We start from the raw sequence: 20,392 nt of genomic DNA, 5'->3' as shown, positions 1-20,392 counted from the left end.
CCGAAACGGGATTCCGGCGCCGCGGCCTGTGCGCTGACGGCGTGTGCCGCTAGCGCGTGAGGCCCTGGAAAACGTTCTTGGGCCGCTGCATTTCACCGTGCTTGGCACCGAGGACGATCACCACGCCGGCGAAGACGGGGATCGCCCACTGCAGGATCTTCAACTGCTGCTGGGCCGAGCGGAGTTCCTCCGAGGCGCCGGGCTTGGGCTCGGTGGCACCTTCGGCGCCTTCGGCGGCTAGCTTGTCCACCTTCGCGCCCTGCAGACCGGAATACAGCGTCACGGCGGCACCGGCCAGGGTAACGATGGACTTGTAGACGCTCAGCCGGGTTACGCCGTCCTGCTTGGCCATCCGGCCCTTGTTCTCCCACATGATGGCGAGCCCGGAGAGCAGGTGCGCACCGAAGGCGGCCGCCTGGAAGGGGGCCCACTTCTTCCAGCCCAGGCTGGAGAGGCGGGTGCGTTCGGCCGGGTCCTTGGCTTCCGCCGTTGCTCCGTTCAGCCCGATAGCACCCATCAGCGAGCCGCCGAACCAGGCCCCCGCCGTCAGGTCGTGGATGGATCGGGCAACAAGATTTCCTGCCATGGTGAGCTTCCTATCGTCTGGGTCCGGGACTGCCGTCACCCCTTAAGGCCACGACCCGACTATGGTAAGCACACTTAGCAAAAAGTTGATAGTTCGGCGCGGGGACCGGGTCTGAGTAGACTCTGCGGCATGGAATCACCATGGCCCCGGGACCGGCCCTCCCCTGCCGGCGAGGACCCTGACGAATCCGTGGCGTACGCCGCCGACGCGTCAGATGCCGCAGATGCCGCAGAGGATGCCTCCAACAGTGCGGCCCTCGACGTCGTCGCCCGTTCCGGTTTTGCCGTGATGGCACTGCTGCACATTATTATCGGCGCGATTGCCGCGGCCCTGGCCCTGGGTTCCCCCGGCCAGGCGGAGCCCACCGGGGCGATTGAACAGCTCGCGGCCAACCCCTGGGGGCCGGCGGTTATGTGGGCGGGGTTCGTCGCGTGCGCCGGACTCGCCCTGTGGCAGCTGAGTGAGGCCACGCTGCGGGCCCGGCACCTCCCGCGCCGGGCCCGGGTTGGCAAGTTCGTTTCCTCCGGCTTCCTCAGCATCGCCTACGCCAGCGTGGGACTCAGCTTCGCCGGCTTCGCGCTGGGCAACGGGGGCGATTCCGGCGATTCGACCCGGGATTTGAGCGTCGCACTGGTGCACGGGCCATTCGGTGTGCCGGCGCTCATCGGTCTGGGCCTGACCGTGAGCGGGATCGGGGTGTACTTCATCGCCAAAGGCGCGGGGAAGAAGTTCAAGGCGGAGTTAGGCCATTTTGAGGGAACGCGCAGGGGCCATCTGATCAGCGGCTTGGGCGTTGCCGGACACATCGCCAAGGGAGTGGCGCTGATCCTGACGGGCCTGCTGTTTGTGATCGCCGCGGCCACCAATGATCCGGCCTCCGCAACCGGGCTGGACGGCAGCCTCAAAGCCCTGCTGGAGCATCAGTTCGGCCCGGTACTCTTGCTGGCCATCGGTGCCGGGTTCATCGCCTACGGGGTGTTTGCGCTGCTCCGGGCGCGCAGCGCACGGCGCCAGCGCCGCAGCGCACGGCGCCAGCGGCGTCAGCGCAGTACACGGCGTCAGCGCAGCGCACGGCGTCAGCGCAGCGCGACGACGTCGCCCTCGCGGTACAACAGGGCCCGGACCTCGGACTCGGCGGAGTCCGGCCGCTTCGGGTCGATCGTCTCCCCCGCGGCAAAGTGGTCCAGCAGCCGGGGATCTACGTAGCTTTTCCGGGCGATCGACGGAGTGTTACCGAGGACATCCGATGCATCCACCATGGCCCGGCTCACCGCGCGCTTCCGGGCTGAAACCTTTGGCTGCGGACCGCTCCGCGCCAGGCTGGCGGCGGCAGCCACCGTTCCGCGCAGGGTCCTGAAGTCTTTGGCGGTGAAGTCCTGGCCGGTGCGTTCCTTGACGTACTGGTTGATCTCGGCGCTTGACACGGGATGCCAGCTCCGTCCGTCCCGGTACGCCAGCAGGCGGGCCTTGCCGCCGCGGCGCTTGAGCTGGCGAACGACGGCGGCAAGGTCGGCGTCGTTGATCCGCGATTCCCAGGCCTGGCCGCTCTTGGCGGGGAAACTGAGCCGCAGTTCGTCCTTGCTCACGCGGACGTGGGCGCAGAGCAGCGTGGCGAGGCCGTGGCTGCCGTTCTCGTTGGTATACCGCTCCGAGCCAACCCGCAGCGAGCCGCTGTCCAGCATCCTGAAGGCGGCCGCCAGCACCCGCTCCCGGGCGAGGCCCTCGGAGCGCAGGTCCAAGGTAACGAGCCGGCGAGCGGCCGGTAGGGTTTCCGCGAGCTGCAGCGCCCGGTCAAACTTCAGCCGGTCTTTTTTCTCCCGCCAGCTTGGGTGATAGATGTACTGGCGCCGGCCGACCGCGTCCAGCCCGGTGGCCTGGATGTGCCCGTTGTCGTACGGGGCTATCCACACGTCCGTCCAGGCGGGCGGGATGCCGATGCTTGCCAGCCGATCGCGCACCTGCCCGGCAGCCAGGGTGGAGCCGTCCAGGTCCTTGTAGCTGAAGCCGGTCCCGGACGCGAGACGCCGGTAGCCGCGCCCGGACGCGTTGCTGCGACGGAGCCTCATCGGCGGGCCGCTGGCGTGAGTTGCTCATCCATGACGGTAAGCCTACTGACTACACGTCGAAAATTCCCCTCCAGGACAATCCGGGGCCAGCTGGCGGTCAGACTTCCGCGGCCACCCCGTCGCGGGAAATCCGGACCATGGCCGCACGCGGGACCACCTTGATGCGTTCGCGGGCGACCTCGACGCCGTGCGAGCCGCCGTCGGCGGTCGCCTTTTCGCCCAGGGACCGCTCGTGCTCGTCGAGCGCCAGCCAGCCTTCCCAGCCGGTGTATTGCACGCCCCGGTTCTGCAGCAGTTCGACGACGGCGTCCGGCGCGGGTGCTGCGGCCGGCGGCAGCTTTTCGAGGTCCGCCAGCAGATGCGTGACGGTTTCGAGGGCGTCGCCCTTGGTGTGCCCGATCAACCCGACCGGGCCGCGCTTGATCCAGCCCGTGGCGTAGATGCCCGGCACCCGGGCGCCGGACGCATCCAGGACCCTGCCGCCGTCGTTCGGCACAACCCCCTTGCCGTGGTCGAAGCCGACCTCGTTCAGGGCCGAACCGAAGTAGCCGATGGCGCGGTAGACGGCCTGGACCGGGTAGTCGATGATCTCACCGGTGCCGCGGGCGTTGCCGGTACCGTCCAGCGCGGTGCGCTCGAATCTGATCCCGGCGACACGGCCCGGGGCGTCCGCGTCGTCATACACTTCCACCGGGCTGTGCAGGAAGTGCAGGTGCAGGCGGCGGGAGGATGTGAGTTCGCTCAGGTCCTCCGGCTGCCCGGCGATCCAGTTGGTGAGCGTTCCCACCATGGTCTTGGTCTGGTTGTTGCTTTGGATCTGGCGGTCTGATTCGGCGTCGAACTCGAAGTCCTCGGCGTAGAGGATGATGTCGACGTCCCTGGAGTGGGAGAGTTCGCGCAGCTCCAGCGGGGTGAACTTCACCTGGGCTGGCCCGCGGCGGCCGAAGACATGGACGTCGGTGACCGGGGAGGCTTTCAGCCCGGCGTAGACATTGTCCGGGATTTCGGAGCTGAGGAGGTCGTCGGCGTGCTTGGAGAGCATCCGGGCCACGTCCAGGGCCACGTTGCCGTTGCCGATCACGGCAACTTCACTGGCTTGGAGCGGCCACTCCCGGGGGACGTCCGGGTGGCCGTCGTACCAGGAGACGAAGTCGGCGCCGCCGTAGGAGCCCTCCAGCTCGATCCCCGGAATGTTCAGGTCCGCGTCCTTGATGGCGCCGGTGGCGAAGATGACGGCGTCGTAATGCCTCTGCAGGTCCGCCAGGGACAGGTCAGTGCCGTAGTCCACGTTGCCGAAAAAGCGGATGTCGCCGCGGTCCAAGACCTTGTGCAGGGCGTTGACGATGCCCTTGATGCGCGGGTGGTCCGGTGCCACGCCGTAGCGGATCAGCCCATAGGGTGCCGGGTAGCGGTCGAAGAGGTCGATGCTCACCGTAAGCCCACCGCTCTTGACCGCCTCGCTCTTGGTGAGGATGTCCGCGGCGTACACACCGGCGGGTCCGGAGCCGACAATGGCGATGCGCAGCGGGCGAGCGGCAGTTCCTGCAGGGCTGTTCGTTGACACGGCTGTGTTCCTTTTTTCTGTCACGGCCCAACTGACTCGCAGTTGAGGTCGTTTTGCGGGCTCATAACGACCTCAACTGCGAGTCAGTTGGGTGAGGCTACGGGTCGGGGCTACTTGGTCAGGACGCGGGGGGCGTTCGGGGCGGTGGTGCTGTAGTCCGCGGTCTTAAAGTGCGACGGCGCAAACGGGCTGACGCGGACCACGTCACCGATCACGATCACGGCGGGGTTCGCAACGCCTGCGGCCTCCGCCTGGTCCGCGATGGTCCCGAGCGTTCCGATGGTCACCCGCTGGTTGGGCAGGTATCCATTCTCTACGATGCCAACAGGTGTCCCCGGAGGCAAACCGCCGCGTGCCAGGGAAGCCGCTGACTCGCGCAACTGGCCCACGCCCATGAGCAGGATCACTGTGTGGTCGGCACGGGCCGGGACTTCGGCGAGTTCCTCGTGGCCGGTCACCACACTGAAGCCCTTGGCCAGCCCGCGGTGCGTGACCGGGATGCCGGCGGCGGCCGGAACCGAGATGGCCGAGGTGACGCCGGAAACCACCTCAACCTCGACGCCGTGCTGCCGGCAGAACTGTGCCTCCTCGCCGCCGCGGCCCAGGACGTAGGGATCGCCGCCTTTGAGCCGGACCACCCGGTGCCCGGCCAGGGCTTCATCCACCAGGATCCGGTTGATGTTGGACTGCGGGACAGGGTGGTGGCCGGGGGACTTGCCGACCTCGATCACCCGAACGTCGGGGGCCAGTTCGGCCAGGAGTTCGCGCGGGCCCAGCCGGTCCGCGACAACAACGTCGGCCTGGCCCAGCAGCCGCCGGCCGCGGACGGTGATAAGTCCGGAGTCGCCGGGGCCGCCGCCCACGAGGGCCACGGAGCCCGGAGTTTCCCGCCGGCGGCGCAGCGGCAGGTCCCCGGTTTCGAGGGCGGTGGCGACGGCGTCACGCAGTGCCATGGCGCGGCGCGGGTCTCCCCCTGCGTTCACAGCGATCTTCACGTCGTCCACCACCGCGACGGCGGGCGTCCACGCGGCCGAGGCTTCGTGGTTGGAGGCGTTGACGCACCAGATGTGCTGCGCCTCGGCGTCGGCCGCTACCTGCGCGTCAACGGTGGCATCCCCGGTGGCGGTCTGGACGAACCAGACGGCGTCGACGTCGGTGCTGCGGTACGCCCGCGGAGCCCAGTCGAGGAGCCCGGCGTCGGACAGCTCTGTCAGGGCCGGGCAGGCCACGGGGGCAACGGCAGTGACCCGGGCACCGGCGTCGAGCAGTCCCTTGGCGCGGCGCGCGGCGACCGGGCCACCGCCGACCACCAGCACGGGGCGGCCGAGGAGGCGCAGCGCCGTGGGGTAAATGTCCTGAATTGCCATGCATCGACGATAGGGCGGCGTTCCAGGGTGGAACAACGGTGCGGAAACACCAGTTCATCCAGGGTAACGAGGCGTAACCTGGGGCTTCGCTGCGGTCCGGGTCATCCAGTAGCCGTCAGGGCAGCCATGGATCTATTTCACTGCGATGAGCTCGATCAGTTTGATGTCGGGGTCCTTGGCCAGCAGCTCGGGCCCGTGTTCGCCAAGGGCCGCGGGGATGGCTCCGTTGAGGTGGGCCTGCCGGTCCTCCTCGGTGTCGAACGTGTCGAAAATGCCGAAGCTGTTCTCGTTGACCCGGAAGGCATACCAGGTCCGCGTGCCGGGCTCGGCCAGAACTATCTCGCGGCCCCCGTTGAGGAAGTCCCAGACGTCGCGTTCCTTCCCCGGCTTGGCTTCGACCAGTGCCAGCACTCCGTATTTTGGCGCCACGGCTGTCTCCTTGGAATTGGGCTGGATGGGCCGCATACCGGCCTATAGCCGCGAGTGTAGGCCGGTCCCGGGGTCCGGACAAGGCGTCGCGAGGAGGATCCCGCGAGCCGCAATAAGGCGTTGCAGATAGCGGCGCAGGATAAGCCGCTCGACAAGCCAGCCCAGCGGTCCAAAGGGTGCCGAGAATTCAATCCGATCCGTCATAACGGCCCCAGCATCGTTTGACGCGAATTCGTGGACGTGGCGGAACGCCTTGAAGGGCCCCTTTACTTGCTCATCCACGAACCACGTCGGGTAGTCGAAGCTTGTCACGCGGCTGGTCATGGTCAGGGGAACGCCGAAGTGCCGTGCCCGCCAGGTCACTTCATCGCCCGCGCCGATGAGCCCCTCGGTGACCCCGGCAACGGCCCGCTCACCCGAAGAAGCCATCGTGTCCACGTGCACGTCGATGCTGCGCGCCCGGTCGAACAACTGTTCCTTGGGCAGGACGGATTCGGTGCGGCAGACGAAACTCACGGTCATGCCGTCAGTCTGCCAGATGCCAGCCCGACGGCGGAGCAGCCGCCGGCGCACCCACCAGACAACAGCAACGCGGGGTGCCGGCCTAGCGGGTACTGCCCGTGAGGAGTCCGCGGCGGCGGAGCAGCCGTTTTTCGATCGGGCCGAACACCAGCAGTTCGATCAGGATGCCGATGGCGAGGATCAGCAGGATCGCGGACATCACCATGGTCATCTCCGACAACACACGGCCCTGGTCCAGGAGTGAGCCAAGGCCAAAGCCGATGCTGCCTCCGACGGCGATGATCTCCGCGGCCATCAGCGAGCGCCAGGAGAAGGCCCAGCCTTGCTTGAGACCGCCCAGGTACCCGGGCAGTGCTGCCGGGAGGATGATCTGCAGGGCCAGTTGGACCCGGGACGCGCCCAGCACTTTTCCGACACTGCGGTACAGCGGCGGAATCTGGTCCACACCCGAAATCAGCCCGTTGATGATCGAGGGGATCGCGCCCATAAACACCACAAAGAAGACGGTGGCGTCGGTGAGGCCGAACCAGATGATGGCGGCGGGCACCCAGGCCACCGACGGCAGCACCTGCAGCCCGGAGATCAAGGGGCCGAACGCGCGCCGCAGCGGGGCGACCTGGGCCAGCAGCAGACCGACCGGGGTCGCGATGGCCACGCTGATCAGGAATCCTATGAGCCCGCGCTGCAGCGAGGTCCAGAGCGCTTCCTGCAGCTTGCCCTCTGCCCAGAGCCGGCCGAACTGGGCCATCACGTCCAGCGGGCCGGGCACCAGGTCCTGCCGCTTAAAGCCCATCAACACGTACAGCTGCCAGACAAGGATCAAGGCCACAATCGCGGCCAGCGGAAGCAGGATCCGGCTCCAGTCGACGCCCGCCCGGCGCACGGCATCGGACTGCAATGAGTCCAGGCCAGCCTCAAGCTCCCGAAGTTCGGCCGGGCCGGTGGAGGAGCGCGTCAGGGCCGCGGTGACGTAGCGGGTGTCCCCCGGCTCAGCCAGGGACGATTGTTTACTTGGCATGGCGGCGGATCTCCTCGCGGAGCCGGGCGGTGATTTCGCCGGTGAGCTGGCCGGCGAGCCCGGCGTCGGTGCGCTGCTCTTCGCTGACTTGCCACTCCCGCACCACGCGGCCGGGCCGGGAGGAGAGCAGCAGCACGCGCTGGCCCAGCCGGACGGCTTCGCGGACGTTGTGGGTGACAAAAATGATGGTGCGGCCGGTTTCCTTCCATATCCGCTCCAGCTCATCGTGCAGCAGGTCGCGGGTGATCGCGTCCAGGGCTGCAAAAGGTTCGTCCATCAGGAGCAGCTGCCGGTCCTGGGCGAGCGAGCGGGCCAGGGCCACCCGCTGCCGCATGCCGCCGGAGAGCTCGTGCGGGCGTTTGTCCCCCGAGCCGGCCAGGTGCACCAGGTCCAGGAGGTCGTCGGCTTTGATCCGGCGCGCGGCTTTCCCGACGCCGCGCAGCTTCAGTGCCAGCTCGATGTTTTCCCGGGCCGTGAGCCAGGGGAACAGTGCCGCGTCCTGAAACATCAACGCGGCGCCGTCGCTCGGCACCTCCAGGGCGCCCGACGTCGGGGCCTCCAGTCCCGCCATAATGTTCAGCAGGGTGGACTTGCCGCAGCCGGAGGCACCGAGCAGGGCGACGAATTCGCCCTGCCCGATGCTGGCGTTGACGTCATCCAGCACCGGGGCGCTGTCGCCGAAGCGCTTGCCCAGGTGTTCGAGTACGACTGGCATGGTCAGGTCCTATCTTGTTGGGGCGGAGCCGGTGCCGGGAACCGGCTGGTCCCTGCCCAATCCGGGTGCGGAGATCTTCGTCCCCGTGGCATCACCGCCCAGGACCCTGTTCAGGGCAGTGAGCTCGAAGATGCCGCTGATGTCGGCCTGGGTGGTGGTTCCGGCCGCAACCCCGTCCTGGAGCAGCTTTTTGTAGGTTCCGGCGAGCGGGTCGACAGTGAAGACGATGTTCGTGAGCGACCGGTCAATCACATCGGCGGGCAGGGCGGCGCCGGCGGAGTCCTTGAGCGCGGCGTTGAGGACCGCGGCCTTCTCCGCGGCGGGGGCGGCGTTGAGCCAGTCCACGGATTCGACGTGGCCCTTCAGCAGGGCCGTGACGGTGCCGGGGTGCTCGGCGGCAAACTTCTTGTTGACGATCAGGACGGTGGTGGGGAACTCGCCGGGCTTCCCTGACAGTGCCCCGTCCCAGAGTTCCTTTTCGTCAACGAGGACTTTCGCGCCGGCTTGGAGCACCAGGCGGGAAGCCCAGGGCTCCGGCAGCCACGCGCCGTCGAGCTTGCCGTCCTGGAACAGCTTGAACGTCTGCGCGTTCTCGGTGGGGTTGATCGCGACGTCGCCGCTGCCGTCGGTGTTCGTCCGGTAGCCCTGCGTGCCCAGCCAGGCGCGCAGGGCCACGTCCTGAGTGCCGCCGAGCTGCGGCGTCGCGAGCTTCTTGCCGGCCAGGTCCGCAGCCGAGGTGATTTCGGGTTTGACCACCAGCTGGGCTCCACCGGATGCGGCACCGGCGATGATGCTGATCGATTCGCCTTTGCTCTTGACGTAGGAGTTGATGGCCGGGTTGGGGCCGATGTAGGTGGCGTCAAGGGCGCCGGCGTTGAGGGCCTCGATCGCGGCCGGGCCGGCGTTGAACACCTGGGTGCTGAGCTTGGTCCCGCCGAGGTTTTTGGCAATGAAGCCCTTGTTGACGCCTACGAGGGCCGGGGCGTGGGTGATGTTGCCGAAGTAACCGAGCCGCAGTTCTGCGGCGGGGGTGTCGGAAACCGCCGCTGCGGGGGCGGCTTCAGTGTTGCGGGACGCCGTCGAAGCCACGGCAGCACCTGCCCCGATCAGCAGCACGAGGCCGGCAGCCAGGCTGATCTCCAGCGTGCGCTTGCGCCTGGGCATAGCAGCTTCACCGGCGACGATCCGGGTGGTTCCGGGACTCTTCCCGGTGGCGTAGGAGATCCGATCCGTAGGTGTCATTGGTTCACCATAGGGACCGCCCGGGACAGGGTTCAACGGTCCGGAAACCCGGGGTCATGCGGGTTCATGCGGCGTCACATGTGAGCGAGGCTCCCGCTGCGGCCGGAGAAGACGGCCGGACCGGTGGGACCGTCAGAGTGCCGCGAAGATGTCGGCCAGCAGCGGCGCGCCGGACTGGCGGGGTGGCCAGGCGAGCACGTACGACTCCCGGCCCAGGACCCGCAACTGCTGTTCACGGGTGAGCGTGTCAGCCATGATGACGTGCCGCTGGGTCCGGTGCTCCCGCAGGCCGGCAAGGACGTTGCCTGCCACGGCGCGCGTATCGACTTCCACGCCGATGGTCTCGTCCGGCACCGGGCGCAAGTGGTAAACGCGCTCCCGGTCCCACGGCTCCAGGCCGTGCTTGAGGCGTGCCATGTTCCAGCGCAGGAACGTAGATTCGCGCATCGCGCCGTGGAGCAGCCGTTCCATCCCGGCGCCACCTTCGCTGCGGACCTGGTGAAAGGCGGTGTCGGCGGCCCGCCCGGTGGCAATGTGATCGGGGTGTCCAGTGATGCCATCCGGGCCAAAGGTACACACCACCCGCGGCCGCTCCTCCCGCAAGATCCGCGCGACCCTTCCCGCGAGCTCCGCCAACGGCACAGCCGCCACCCCGCCGTCCGGGTAGCCAAGCCAGTCATGCCGGTCCGGGGGCCGGCCGTGGGCCTGCCACCCGGCGTCGTCCTCCCGGCGCCGGAATTCGCCCAATCCCCCGGCTGGAACCTCGACGCCGGGCGCGATCTCCCCGGCGCCGCCGTCGGTGGCGTGAATCAGGATGAACCGGAACTCCGGATTCCGGGCATACAAGGCCACGGTGCCGGCCAGTCCATACGCGTCGTCATCGGGGTGCGCCATAACAGCTGGTCAGCGGCGAATTCGCCGGAAACCTGCGGGGTCGCCGGAAGTTTGCGGCGACCCCGCAGGTTTCCGGCGACCGGGCAGGCAGTCGGCGGAGCAGCCCTCAGATCGAGTAGCGTTCGTCCTCGTGGTCGCCGGGGTGGTCCTTGACGAGGCCGGCGGCGAGGGTGTTGCCGTCCTGCGGATCGATTACCAGGAACGCGCCGGTGCGGCGGTGGTTCCCGTAGTTCTCCAACGGCAGCGGAGCGGAGAGCCGCAGCTGGACGTGGCCGATGTCGTTGAGGTCAAGGGTGGTGGTGGGCTCCAGCTGGAAATCGGCGAGGTCCAGTTTTCCGGTCACGTTGCGCACCAGTGCCTGGACGGTGCGGGTGCCGTGTTTGACCAGCACCTTGGCTCCCTCGCGGAGCGGCTTCGGCGACAGCCAGCACAGCGCGGCATAGAGGTCAGCCGAAGCTTGCGGTATTTTGCCACCGCCAGGCCCCGCCGCCGCAATCGTGTCGCCGCGGGCGACGTCGAACTCGTCGGCGAGCCGCAGCGCGACGGACTGCGGGGCCACAGCCTCCCTCAGTACCTGCCCGGCGAAGTCAATGCCAGCCACGGTGGTGGTGCGCGTTGCCTGCCCCGGAGTCAGGACGCTGACCCGGTCCCCCAGCTTCACCGAGCCTTCGGTGATCTGCCCGGCGTAGGCACGGTAATCCCGGTACGCAGCGGGATCAAGACCACCGGCGACGGCGTCGGGAGCGAGTGCGCCCTGCGGCCGGATGACCAGTTGGACCGGGAAACGGAAGCTTTCCAGGTGGCTTTCGATTTCGTCGGCGGCGGGCAGGGTCTCCAGGACTTCCAGCAGCGCCGGGCCGAAGTACCAAGGCGTGCGCTCGGAGCGGTCCACAACGTTGTCCCCGTCGAGCGCGGAGACCGGGATGACGATGAGGTCAGCGATGCCATCGGAACCGAGCCCCAGCTCCCGGCCCACCCGCTGCACGTCCGCTTCGAGTTCGCGGAACACGGCCTCGCTGAAGTCCACCAGGTCGATTTTGTTCACGGCGACGATCACGTGCGCCACCCGGAGCAGCTGCAGCACGGACATATGCCGGCGGGTCTGCTCCAGGACACCCTTGCGGGCATCGATAAGCACAACAACGGCGTCCGCAGTGGACGCGCCGGTCACCGTGTTTTTGGTGTACTGCACGTGGCCGGGGCAGTCCGCGAGGATAAAGCTGCGGCGGTCCGTGGCGAAGTACCGGTAGGCGACGTCGATGGTGATGCCCTGCTCCCGCTCGGCGCGCAGGCCGTCGGTCAGCAGGGCCAGGTCAATGGCCTGTGTGCCGGTGGCGCCTGCCCCGCCGAACCCGCGGTCCGCGGAGGTGCGGGCAACGGCGTCGAGCTGATCGGCGAGGATCGCCTTCGAGTCATGCAGCAGCCGGCCCACCAGGGTGGATTTGCCGTCATCGACCGAGCCGGCAGTGGCGAAGCGGAACAGCGTGGCGGGCAGCGCCGCGGATGCCAGGTCCAGGCCCGGGATAAGAGTTTCCGTGCTCATTAGAAATAGCCATCCTTCTTGCGGTCTTCCATGGCGGCCTCGGAAATGCGGTCATCGGCCCGGGTGGCGCCACGTTCGGTGATGGTGGAAGCGGCAACTTCGATGACAACGTCGCGCACGGTGGCGGCAGCCGATTCGACGGCGCCGGTGCAGGACATATCGCCGACGGTCCGGTAGCGCACGGTCTTGGTGATGACCTCTTCGTCATCGCGGGGCCCGGAGACCTCGCCGACCGCACGCCACATGCCGTCGCGGGCAAAAACTTCGCGGCGGTGGGCGTAATACAGGCCCGGCAGCTCAATGTCTTCCCGCTCGATGTAGCGCCAGATGTCCAGCTCCGTCCAGTTGCTGATCGGAAAGGCCCGGACGTGCTGGCCCACGGTGTGCCGGCCGTTGTACAGGTTCCACAGCTCGGGCCGTTGGTTGCGCGGATCCCACTGGCCGAACTCGTCGCGCAGGCTCAGGATTCGTTCCTTGGCCCGGGCCTTGTCCTCGTCCCGGCGGCCGCCGCCGAAGACGGCGTCGAATTTGTTGCGCTGGATCGCGGCCAGCAACGGCACAGTCTGCAGCGGATTGCGGGTGCCGTCGGCACGCTCGGCCAGCTCGCCGGAATCGATGAACTCCTGGACGGAGCCGACGACAAGCTTGAGGCCCAGCCGCTGCACGGTCCGGTCGCGGAACTCGATAACCTCGGGGAAGTTGTGCCCGGTGTCCACGTGCAGCACCGGGAACGGCACTTTCCCGGGCCAGAACGCTTTGGTGGCCAGGTGCAGCATCACCACGGAATCCTTGCCGCCGGAGAACAGCAGTGCCGGCTTCTCAAACTCGGCAACAACCTCGCGGATGATGTGGATGGCCTCGGACTCGAGGGTGTCCAAAGACGACAGGCGGGCCGACAGCAGAGCTGCAGAACTCAGGTCACCCGGCGGCAGAGCCGGAGCAGCAGATGCCGCCCCGGGAGTGGCATCGGGCCTGTCGGAGCGGGACGCGATGCTGCTTGCAGCATCGCCGTCCCGCGCAGGGGCGGGGGCGGCATCTGCTGTGGAGGCGTAGCCGGCCACGAAAGTCTCAACATTGCTCATACGTGTAGTCCGCATTCTGTCTTGTCGGTTCCTGCCCAGCGTCCGGCGCGGGGGTCATCACCCGGCGCCACTTTGCGGGTGCAGGGCTGGCAGCCAATGGACGGGTAGCCCTGCGACAGCAAGGGGTTGACGGGCAGGAGACTGTCGTCGGAAAACTGGACCAATTGGTCGAAGCTCCAGGCGGCGACCGGGTTGACCTTGACCAGGCCGTTGGTTTCGTCCCAGCTGACCAGCGGGGTGTTGGTGCGGGTGGGGGCTTCGTCGCGGCGGACGCCGGTGAACCAGAGTTCGTAACCGGCGAGGGTACGGCGCAGCGGCGCGACTTTGCGCAGCGCACAGCACTGGGCGGGGTCGCGGGCGAAGAGGTCCTTGCCCAGGAGCCGGTCCTGCTGCTCCACGGTGTTCTCCGGCAGCACGTCGACGACGTTAACGCGCAGGTTCGCTGCCACCTCGTTGCGCGTCGCGTAGGTTTCCGGGAAGTGGTACCCGGTCTCCAGGAAGAGGACGTCGACGCCGGGAAGCTGGTCTGAGACGAGCGCGGGGAGGACGGCGTCGGCCATGGAGCAGGCGACGGCGACGGCGGGCAGCTCGAAGTGCCGCGCCGCCCAGGCAATAACCTCCCGCGCCGCGGCGTCCCAGCCGAGCTCGGCGGCACCGGACTCGGCGAGGATCCTAAGCTCCTCGTGGCTGCGCAGCGGTTGGGGGCTCACTGCAGATCACCCTCCTCGGCGGCGAAAGCCCACTCGGCGAACGTCTGGCCCTCGGAGTGGTCGGCCACGAACTTCCGGACCACACGCTCCACGTAATAGGGCAGGTCCCCGGCGGTGACCTTGAGGCCGCGGACGGTGCGTCCCAGGCCCGCTTCCTCGCGGTCGAGGGAAGCCAGCCCGCCGCCAAGATGGACCTGGAAACCCGGGGTGGGGTCGCCGTCGGGTGTGGGAAGCATCATGCCCTTAAGGCCGATGTCGGCCGTCTGGATCCGGGCGCAGGAGTTGGGGCAGCCGTTGATGTGCAGCGACAGTGCCTGCGGGAGCTGCCGGGACTCAACGAGGTCGGCGAGGCGGCGTTCCAGCTCGGCGACGGCGGTGGCCGCGGTTACCTTGGTTTCGACGATGGCGAGCTTGCAGTATTCGATGCCGGTGCAGGCGATGGTGCCGCGGCGGAACACGGAGGGCCTGGCGGAGAGGCCCAAGGCGTCCAGTTCCGCGACGAGCGGTTCCACCTGGTCCTTGGCCACGTCGAGGACCACGAGCTTCTGGTGCGGTGTGGTGCGCAGCCGCCGCGAGCCGCGGGCTTCCAGGGTGTCAGCGAGCGTGACCAGCTGGCTTCCGGAGAGCCGGCCGGCCAGCGGGGTGGCGCCGATGAAGAACCTGCCGTCCTTCTGTTCGTGCACGCCGATGTGGTCCCCCGGGCTGGACGGCTTGGGCGCGGCGGGGCCGTCGTCGAGTTGGTAGCCGAGGTATTCCTCCTCGAGGACCTGGCGGAACTTCACCGGCCCCCAGTCGGCCAGCAGGAACTTCAGCCGCGCCTTGGTGCGCATCCGCCGGTAGCCGTAGTCGCGGAAGATGCTGGTGACGCCGAGCCAGACGTCGGCCGCCTGGTCCGGGCGGACGAACGCGCCCAGCCGCTTGCCCAGCATGGGGTTGGTGGAGAGCGCTCCGCCCACCCAAAGGTCGTAGCCGGCGCCAAGGTCGGGGTGGACCAGGCCCACAAGTGCGACGTCGTTGATTTCGTGGACCACGTCCTGGCTGGGGTGGCCGGTGATGGCGGTCTTGAATTTGCGCGGCAGGTTGGCAAGTTCCGGGTCGCCGATGAAGCGCTCGGCGAGCTCGTGGATCAGCGGCGTCGGGTCGATGATCTCGTCCTTGGCGATGCCGGCGACCGGGGAGCCGAGGATAACGCGGGGAACGTCGCCGCAGGCTTCGGTGGTGGACAGGCCCACCGATTCGAGCCGGCGCCAGATCTCCGGGACGTCCTCGACCCGGATCCAGTGCAGCTGGATGTTCTGCCGGTCGGTGAGGTCGGCCGAGCCGCGCGCAAAGTCGACGGAGATCTGGCCGATGACACGGAGCTGTCCGGTGCTCAGCGCGCCGCCGTCGATCCGCACGCGCAGCATAAAGTACTTGTCTTCGAGCTCGTGCGGCTCAAGGGTGGCGGTCTTGCCGCCGTCGATCCCGGGCTTGCGCTGGGTGTAGAGGCCCCACCAGCGGAAGCGTCCGTGCAGGTCGGTGCCGTCGATCGAATCGAAGCCGTGTTTGGCGTAGACGGACTCGATGCGCTCGCGGACGTTCAGGCCGCTGTCTTCCTGCTTCCAGGTTTCGTTGGCGTTCAGCGGCGCGGTGCCGTCGACTTTCCACTGCCCGTGCGGCTTTGCGGCGGGGCGGGAGGTGGGGCGCTTGGTGCGGCTAGGGTCAGCCTGGTCCGGGGACGCTCCGGCTAGAGCTGTATCAGTCATGGATCGACTGTAGGGCGGCCCGTAATGACGTCACAAAGGCTCAGAAACGCGGGGTCACCTTGGGCAACAAATCGTCACGAAGCATCGGCGAGCCTTGAAGTGGCACTGCCGCCGTGTATGTCCGGGGCAGAATTCCGGCGCCCTCCCGGGCCATTGCGACGGCGCTGGCGGAGCCGGTTCAGGTGCCTGCCGCGAGGGCGGCATCGTAGCGTTCCAAGGCAATTTCCGCGAGCACCGGTGACGGCAAAAGTGCTGCCGTGACCAGGTCAGCGCCGGCCTTGGCAAGCTGGTCGTGGAAGAATCCCGGGGCCAGCAGGTACGCGGCGATGACCACGCGGCCACCCAGGTCCACTGCTCCGGCGGACTCCCCTGCGCCTGCTCCGCCTGCAGCTTCCGCACGGAGCATGGCCACAGCCTCAGGCACTGACGGCTTCGCGGCCGAGCCGTACGCGGCCACGATCCGGTTCGAACGCAGGGTGCGGAGCTGGCCCGCGAGTTCCTCGACGTTCTGCGCCGCGGTGGGGTCGGAGGAACCCGCTGCTGCGAGGACCACGGCGTCGTTGTCGGTGACGCCGGCTTCCCGCAGCCGCCGGTCCAGCAGGGCTGCGAGGCGGTGATCGGGTCCCAGCGGAGCGGCGGCGCGGGTGCCGGCGCGGTCCTTCGCCGCCCGGGCGATGTCGACCTTGACGTGGTACCCGACGCTTAGCAGCAGCGGAACAACGACGGCGGTCGCCCCGGCCGGCAGGCCCGCGACGACGGCCGGCAGATCGGGGCCCTGGACATCGACATAGGCCTCGCGGACGTCGAGCCCCGGGCGCAGCGCGGCTATCCCGTCCCGGAGGGCGTTGACTTCGGCGGCGCCCGCGGTGCTGGAGGTGCCGTGGGCGCAGGCGATCAGGATGGGGCTATTCATAGCCGTTAGCGTAACCTTGGAGCCGCCCTATCCGCCCTCACGAGACTCGACCGGGACCCTCCATGACTCTTTCCTTCAGCCTTGTCCTGGTCTGGCTGGACCTCGCCGGTGTCTTTTTCTTCGCGGTCTCCGGCTCCCTGCTCGCGGCCCGCAAGCAGTTCGACATCATCGGTTCCCTGCTGCTGGCCTCCGTGGTGAGCCTGGGCGGCGGCGTCATCCGTGACATCATCATCAATGCCGGACCGCCCGCCGCATTCACCAACCCGGCATACCTGGTGCCACCGTTGCTCGCCGCCGTGCTGGTGTACTTCCTGTTCTCCAGCGTCCAGCGTTTCACCTCGCTACTGGTCCTCTTTGATGCCGGCGGACTGGCGCTGTTCTGCATTACCGGCACCCTCAAGGCCTTGTCAGCCGGGATGCACCCCGTTGCGGCGCTGCTCCTAGGGGTCACGACGGCGGTGGGCGGCGGCCTGCTCCGGGACATCACGGCCAATGTGGTTCCACAGCTGTTCGACCCCAAGGATCTTTATGCGCTGCCTGCTTTTGCGGGCGCAACCCTGACCATGGTCCTCTCCGTCACCGGCACCTTTAACGCGGCAACCGGCGGAGCCGTGGCAGCCGTCGTCTTCGCCTTCCGGGTCACGGCCTGGCGGCGGCAGTGGCACGTCCCGCTGGCGGTCCGCGGGTGGCACCGGCTCGGCCTGGACACAGCGGATGGCGGGGCCAAGGATTAGCTAGGATAAGAACCATGACTGACATGTTCCTCGAGAAGTTCCGCGCGCTTGTTCCGAAGTATCTCGAAGACGAATGGCAGGAAGAGGATGGCCTCCCGGCCGATGAGGTGGATGCGGCCCTCGCCGAGCACCAGTTCCAGGTTCCGCTGGTCCTTCGGGAGTTCTACCTCGCCGTCGGCGGCTGCGAGGACATCATGGAGGCGTACCACTATTTCTGGGACCCCGAAGAGCTCGAAGTTGACGACGAAGGCTTCCTGATGTTCCTTGAGGACGAGGAGGAACAGTTCACCTGGGGTTTCCGGGTCGGCGACCTCAGCGTTCCGGACCCGATCGTGTACCGCCGCAACAACGCCCGCGGCCAGTGGAAGAGCGAGGAAGGCACTTTCTCCGAGTTCGTCTTTGACATGTTCGAGTGGGCTTTCAACGACGAGGACGAGGACTAGGCGGCACCGGTTCCGGTCCAGCCGCCAATTCTCCCCAGCTTTGGCAGGACTGTCCGGCGTGCCGCACTTGCCCCCGCGGTCCAGCTTGAAGGGGGAACCTCGGCCCGGACAAGCCCTCAACATCTCGTGACAAACGATTTACAGGCACGCTAGACAGCATGACATTTTTGTCATAAGCTCGTTTTTGGGTTCACTAAATGCCTCCGGTGAATCTGATGCGAACGGAGAAATGGCCCCGGCTCGGCACAACGGATGTCCTAAAACGTTGTGAGGAACCGGGGCCATTCCGTTTAATCCGGGGCAGCCCGGGTGCGGCTGCCGGCAGCCAGAATCAGCAGGCAGCAGGCCGCAGGCACGATCAGCTGGCGCGGTCCACCACGGCCAGCGCAAAGCTGGCCAGCGAGCTCTTCACCACACCCTCGGGCAGCGGCGCCAGGGCCGCAATCGCCTCGTCGGCCCAGGCACGTGCCACCACCCAGGATTCCGCCGTCACGGCGTGTTCCCGGAGGCCGGCGACCGCCGCCGCGAGGGACTCATCGGAGCTGAGGTCGCCGTCGATGAGCTCCAGGAGCTCGACGGCGGACTGGTCGCCGCTCGCGGCCGCCTTCCGCAGCAGGAGGACGGGAAGCGTCGGCACACCCTCGCGCAGGTCGGTGCCCGGGGACTTGCCGGACTTGACCTTGACGCCGGTGACGTCAATGACGTCGTCGGCAAGCTGGAAGGCCACACCCACTTTCTCGCCGTACTCAACCAGCATCGGCTCGTAGGCTTCATCGGCTCCGGAGAAGATCGCGCCCAGCTGTCCGGAAGCGGCCACCAGCGAGCCGGTTTTGTCCGCGATGACCGAGAGGTAGTGCTCCACGGCGTCCTCGTCCGGGCGCGGGCCAACGGTTTCGTGAAGCTGGCCCAGGCAGAGCCGCTCAAAGGTACGGGCCTGGATGCCGAGCGCCCTGGATCCAAGTTCGGAGACCAGGATGGACGCGCGGGCAAAGATCAGGTCGCCGGTCAGCACGGCGACGGAGTTGCCCCAGACCTCATGCGCGGTGGGGGCCCCGCGGCGGAACGGCGCGGAGTCCATCACATCGTCGTGGTAGAGCGTCGCCAGATGGGTCAGCTCAACGACGACGGCGGCCTGCACCACAGCCGGCCGGGAGGCGTCACCCAGGTGCGCGCACAGCAAGGTCAGCAGCGGACGGATCCGTTTGCCGCCGGCTTCCACAAGGTGGCGCGACGTTGCATCGGCCAGCGGATCAGAGTTGGCAATGGCTTCACGCAGCTTCTTCTCCACCCGGGCCAGGTTGGTGGTGATCGCGGGGCCGAGGTCGGCGTCCCCGGCAATCGCGGCAAAGCCCGCCGGCAGCTGCAAACCGGTGGCGATCGCGGTGGTGTTGAGGTCGGGTTCCGAGCTCGGCAGGCCGTGCCCGGCGTGCGTCCAGCTTTGGTCTGCAGAGTTGATCACGGGTTAACCCTAACTTTTGTTGCGGAATCCGCGGAGTTGGCGCTGGAATGCGGTGAAGCGTCAGCGCCGGAATGGCCTTGGTTGGACGTTGCCGGAACCAGCGATTCCAAGACCCGGATGGCACGGTCCTCGAAACCCTTGGCCGCGGGATCGGTCAGGTTGGCCAGCAAACGCACCACAAAACGCATTAGGACAGGGATGGGCATGCCCGTCCGCAGTGCCAGTTTCATCACAGCCGGCTTGCCGATCAGGGCAGCAAAGGCCCTGCCCAGGGTGAAGTGCGAACCCCACTGGTCCCGCACGTAATCCGCATACCGTGCGAGGTGCGCGTCGGCGTCTGTCCCGCCGGCTGATGCGGAGCGGGCGGCGGCGTCGATGATGAACTCGGCAGCGAAACGGGCGGACTCCATGGCATAGGAAATGCCCTCCCCGTTGAACGGGGAGACCATACCGCCGGCGTCGCCGAGCAGGAGCAGCCCCGGCGAGTAGTGCGGGGTGCGGTTGAAGCCCATCGGCAGGGCGGCGCCGCGGATCTCGCCCACTTGGTTCTCGGGGGTGAATCCCCACTCCGCGGGCATGCCCGCGGTCCATTCGCGCAGCACCTGTTTGTAGTCCAGTTTGCCGAATTCCTTGGACGAGTTCAGGATGCCGAGGCCAACGTTGGAGGTGCCGTCGCCGACGCCGAACACCCAGCCGTAGCCGGGCAGCAGCTTTCCGTCGCGCCCCGGAAGCTCCAGCCAGCCTTCCATCCAGTCGTCGTTGTGCCGCGGGCTGGTGAAGTAGGTTCGGACGGCGACGCCGAGCGGCCGGTCATCGCGCTTCCGGATGCCCAGGGACACGGCGGTGCGGCTGGAGTTGCCGTCCGCGGCGAGGACGACGTCGGCGCTGAAGTCACGGGTTTCGCCGGTCTTGCGCCCGGCATCGTCCAGCAGCGCGGCCCGGACCCCGGTGACGCGGCCGTCGTCGGAGCGCAGCGCCTCGGTGACACTGTGCCGTTCCAGCACAACGGCGCCCGCGGACTGGGCGTGCCGGGCCAGTTCCTCATCGAAGCCTAGGCGGGTCCGGATCAGCCCGTACTGCGGGAAATCGGAGACCTCGGGCCAGGGAAGTTCGATGCTGCGCCCGCCGGCAAGCAGGCGCAGGCCCTTGTTGCGGCGCCAGCCCTCCGCTTCGGGGTGCGGCAGGCCAAGCTTCTGGATCTCGCGGACGGCCCGGGGGGTGAGCCCGTCGCCGCAGACCTTTTCGCGGGGGAAACTGGTCTTCTCCAGGACCGTGACGTCGATGCCGGATTGGGCCAGGTAGTAGGCGGCGGTGGACCCGGCCGGACCGGCTCCGACGATCAGTACTCTCACGGCAGCGG

General features: G+C 67.8%; 19 protein-coding genes and 1 pseudogene. 3 read left to right on the top strand and 17 right to left on the bottom strand.

The features are described from left to right. Positions 1-49 precede the first annotated feature (49 nt). A complete protein-coding gene (locus tag ABIB49_RS13925) occupies positions 50-586 on the bottom strand; it encodes a hypothetical protein (RefSeq protein ID WP_226775690.1) in 537 nt (178 codons plus the stop codon). 288 nt (positions 587-874) lie between these two features. Here ABIB49_RS13925 and ABIB49_RS13920 point away from each other — a divergent pair. Beyond that, positions 875-1,594: pseudogene (locus tag ABIB49_RS13920) on the top strand (DUF1206 domain-containing protein); the annotation flags it as partial. A gap of 68 nt (positions 1,595-1,662) precedes the next feature. On the opposite strand, the gene ABIB49_RS13915 reads toward ABIB49_RS13920, so the two are convergent. The 14 genes from ABIB49_RS13915 to ABIB49_RS13850 form a co-directional block, all read right to left on the bottom strand. Continuing rightward, complete coding sequence (locus ABIB49_RS13915) at positions 1,663-2,652, bottom strand: DNA topoisomerase IB (protein ID WP_226775691.1); 990 nt, start codon at positions 2,650-2,652, stop codon at positions 1,663-1,665. Positions 2,653-2,749: 97 nt separating this feature from the next. Continuing rightward, the gene (locus tag ABIB49_RS13910; protein WP_226775692.1) at positions 2,750-4,216 is read right to left on the bottom strand and encodes an FAD-dependent oxidoreductase; all 1,467 of its coding nucleotides are present in this window, start codon (positions 4,214-4,216) and stop codon (positions 2,750-2,752) included. A 110-nt stretch (positions 4,217-4,326) separates the two neighbouring features. Beyond that, positions 4,327-5,583, bottom strand: a complete 1,257-nt coding sequence (cobA, locus tag ABIB49_RS13905; protein ID WP_282358561.1) for a uroporphyrinogen-III C-methyltransferase — start codon at positions 5,581-5,583, stop codon at positions 4,327-4,329. A gap of 132 nt (positions 5,584-5,715) precedes the next feature. Further along, positions 5,716-6,012, bottom strand: a complete 297-nt coding sequence (locus ABIB49_RS13900) for a putative quinol monooxygenase (protein ID WP_226775694.1) — start codon at positions 6,010-6,012, stop codon at positions 5,716-5,718. A 42-nt stretch (positions 6,013-6,054) separates the two neighbouring features. Continuing rightward, entirely contained in the window at positions 6,055-6,534 is a 480-nt protein-coding gene (locus ABIB49_RS13895) for an SRPBCC family protein (RefSeq protein WP_226775695.1), read from the bottom strand. An 82-nt stretch (positions 6,535-6,616) separates the two neighbouring features. Then, positions 6,617-7,552 (bottom strand): ABC transporter permease, encoded by a 936-nt coding sequence (locus tag ABIB49_RS13890; protein ID WP_354157180.1) that lies wholly within the window; start codon positions 7,550-7,552, stop codon positions 6,617-6,619. After that, entirely contained in the window at positions 7,542-8,267 is a 726-nt protein-coding gene (locus tag ABIB49_RS13885; protein WP_226775697.1) for an ABC transporter ATP-binding protein, read from the bottom strand. Before ABIB49_RS13885 ends, ABIB49_RS13890 begins: the two co-directional genes overlap by 11 nt. A gap of 9 nt (positions 8,268-8,276) precedes the next feature. Continuing rightward, on the bottom strand, positions 8,277-9,509 hold the full coding sequence (locus ABIB49_RS13880; RefSeq protein WP_282358565.1) for an ABC transporter substrate-binding protein: 1,233 nt from the start codon (positions 9,507-9,509) through the stop codon (positions 8,277-8,279). A gap of 132 nt (positions 9,510-9,641) precedes the next feature. After that, complete coding sequence (locus ABIB49_RS13875) at positions 9,642-10,403, bottom strand: PIG-L deacetylase family protein (RefSeq protein WP_354157179.1); 762 nt, start codon at positions 10,401-10,403, stop codon at positions 9,642-9,644. A 106-nt stretch (positions 10,404-10,509) separates the two neighbouring features. Continuing rightward, positions 10,510-11,946 (bottom strand): sulfate adenylyltransferase subunit 1, encoded by a 1,437-nt coding sequence (locus ABIB49_RS13870; RefSeq protein ID WP_282358568.1) that lies wholly within the window; start codon positions 11,944-11,946, stop codon positions 10,510-10,512. Beyond that, positions 11,946-13,028: a sulfate adenylyltransferase subunit CysD gene (cysD, locus tag ABIB49_RS13865; RefSeq protein ID WP_282358570.1), complete on the bottom strand. Its 1,083-nt coding sequence runs from the start codon at positions 13,026-13,028 to the stop codon at positions 11,946-11,948. Before cysD ends, ABIB49_RS13870 begins: the two co-directional genes overlap by 1 nt. Beyond that, complete coding sequence (locus ABIB49_RS13860) at positions 13,025-13,738, bottom strand: phosphoadenylyl-sulfate reductase (RefSeq protein WP_282358571.1); 714 nt, start codon at positions 13,736-13,738, stop codon at positions 13,025-13,027. Before ABIB49_RS13860 ends, cysD begins: the two co-directional genes overlap by 4 nt. After that, positions 13,735-15,483: a nitrite/sulfite reductase gene (locus tag ABIB49_RS13855; RefSeq protein ID WP_354157178.1), complete on the bottom strand. Its 1,749-nt coding sequence runs from the start codon at positions 15,481-15,483 to the stop codon at positions 13,735-13,737. Before ABIB49_RS13855 ends, ABIB49_RS13860 begins: the two co-directional genes overlap by 4 nt. Before the next feature lie 178 nt (positions 15,484-15,661). Further along, complete coding sequence (locus ABIB49_RS13850; RefSeq protein ID WP_354157177.1) at positions 15,662-16,396, bottom strand: sirohydrochlorin chelatase; 735 nt, start codon at positions 16,394-16,396, stop codon at positions 15,662-15,664. A gap of 62 nt (positions 16,397-16,458) precedes the next feature. Between ABIB49_RS13850 and ABIB49_RS13845 the strand changes: the two genes are divergently transcribed. Together ABIB49_RS13845 and ABIB49_RS13840 are read left to right on the top strand one after the other, a co-directional pair. After that, on the top strand, positions 16,459-17,130 hold the full coding sequence (locus ABIB49_RS13845; RefSeq protein WP_282358575.1) for a trimeric intracellular cation channel family protein: 672 nt from the start codon (positions 16,459-16,461) through the stop codon (positions 17,128-17,130). Positions 17,131-17,144: 14 nt separating this feature from the next. Beyond that, positions 17,145-17,573 (top strand): hypothetical protein, encoded by a 429-nt coding sequence (locus tag ABIB49_RS13840; RefSeq protein ID WP_226775704.1) that lies wholly within the window; start codon positions 17,145-17,147, stop codon positions 17,571-17,573. 358 nt (positions 17,574-17,931) lie between these two features. Here ABIB49_RS13840 and ABIB49_RS13835 read toward each other — a convergent pair whose 3' ends face one another. Both ABIB49_RS13835 and ABIB49_RS13830 read right to left on the bottom strand, forming a co-directional pair. Further along, positions 17,932-19,032 (bottom strand): polyprenyl synthetase family protein, encoded by a 1,101-nt coding sequence (locus ABIB49_RS13835; RefSeq protein WP_226775705.1) that lies wholly within the window; start codon positions 19,030-19,032, stop codon positions 17,932-17,934. Further along, the gene (locus ABIB49_RS13830) at positions 19,029-20,384 is read right to left on the bottom strand and encodes a geranylgeranyl reductase family protein (protein ID WP_283480220.1); all 1,356 of its coding nucleotides are present in this window, start codon (positions 20,382-20,384) and stop codon (positions 19,029-19,031) included. The genes ABIB49_RS13835 and ABIB49_RS13830 overlap by 4 nt, the downstream gene beginning before the upstream one ends. Positions 20,385-20,392 lie beyond the last annotated feature (8 nt).

This window comes from Arthrobacter sp. UYCu512 (genome assembly GCF_040547075.1).
Classification (GTDB): Bacteria; Actinomycetota; Actinomycetes; order Actinomycetales; family Micrococcaceae; genus Arthrobacter.
The sequence above is the reverse complement of the archived record's forward strand: the minus strand, read 5'-3'. Positions and strand labels throughout refer to the sequence as shown.

What these genes read in the sequence shown, in the direction of transcription:
- ABIB49_RS13925 (WP_226775690.1), bottom strand. Translation starts at nt 586, where the DNA reads ATGGCAGGAAATCTTGTTGCCCGATCCATCCACGACCTGACGGCGGGG.
- ABIB49_RS13915 (WP_226775691.1), bottom strand. Translation starts at nt 2,652, where the DNA reads ATGAGGCTCCGTCGCAGCAACGCGTCCGGGCGCGGCTACCGGCGTCTC.
- cobA (WP_282358561.1), bottom strand. Translation starts at nt 5,583, where the DNA reads ATGGCAATTCAGGACATTTACCCCACGGCGCTGCGCCTCCTCGGCCGC.
- ABIB49_RS13895 (WP_226775695.1), bottom strand. Translation starts at nt 6,534, where the DNA reads ATGACCGTGAGTTTCGTCTGCCGCACCGAATCCGTCCTGCCCAAGGAA.
- ABIB49_RS13890 (WP_354157180.1), bottom strand. Translation starts at nt 7,552, where the DNA reads ATGCCAAGTAAACAATCGTCCCTGGCTGAGCCGGGGGACACCCGCTAC.
- ABIB49_RS13885 (WP_226775697.1), bottom strand. Translation starts at nt 8,267, where the DNA reads ATGCCAGTCGTACTCGAACACCTGGGCAAGCGCTTCGGCGACAGCGCC.
- ABIB49_RS13880 (WP_282358565.1), bottom strand. Translation starts at nt 9,509, where the DNA reads ATGACACCTACGGATCGGATCTCCTACGCCACCGGGAAGAGTCCCGGA.
- ABIB49_RS13875 (WP_354157179.1), bottom strand. Translation starts at nt 10,403, where the DNA reads ATGGCGCACCCCGATGACGACGCGTATGGACTGGCCGGCACCGTGGCC.
- ABIB49_RS13870 (WP_282358568.1), bottom strand. Translation starts at nt 11,946, where the DNA reads ATGAGCACGGAAACTCTTATCCCGGGCCTGGACCTGGCATCCGCGGCG.
- cysD (WP_282358570.1), bottom strand. Translation starts at nt 13,028, where the DNA reads ATGAGCAATGTTGAGACTTTCGTGGCCGGCTACGCCTCCACAGCAGAT.
- ABIB49_RS13855 (WP_354157178.1), bottom strand. Translation starts at nt 15,483, where the DNA reads ATGACTGATACAGCTCTAGCCGGAGCGTCCCCGGACCAGGCTGACCCT.
- ABIB49_RS13850 (WP_354157177.1), bottom strand. Translation starts at nt 16,396, where the DNA reads ATGAATAGCCCCATCCTGATCGCCTGCGCCCACGGCACCTCCAGCACC.
- ABIB49_RS13845 (WP_282358575.1), top strand. Translation starts at nt 16,459, where the DNA reads ATGACTCTTTCCTTCAGCCTTGTCCTGGTCTGGCTGGACCTCGCCGGT.
- ABIB49_RS13840 (WP_226775704.1), top strand. Translation starts at nt 17,145, where the DNA reads ATGACTGACATGTTCCTCGAGAAGTTCCGCGCGCTTGTTCCGAAGTAT.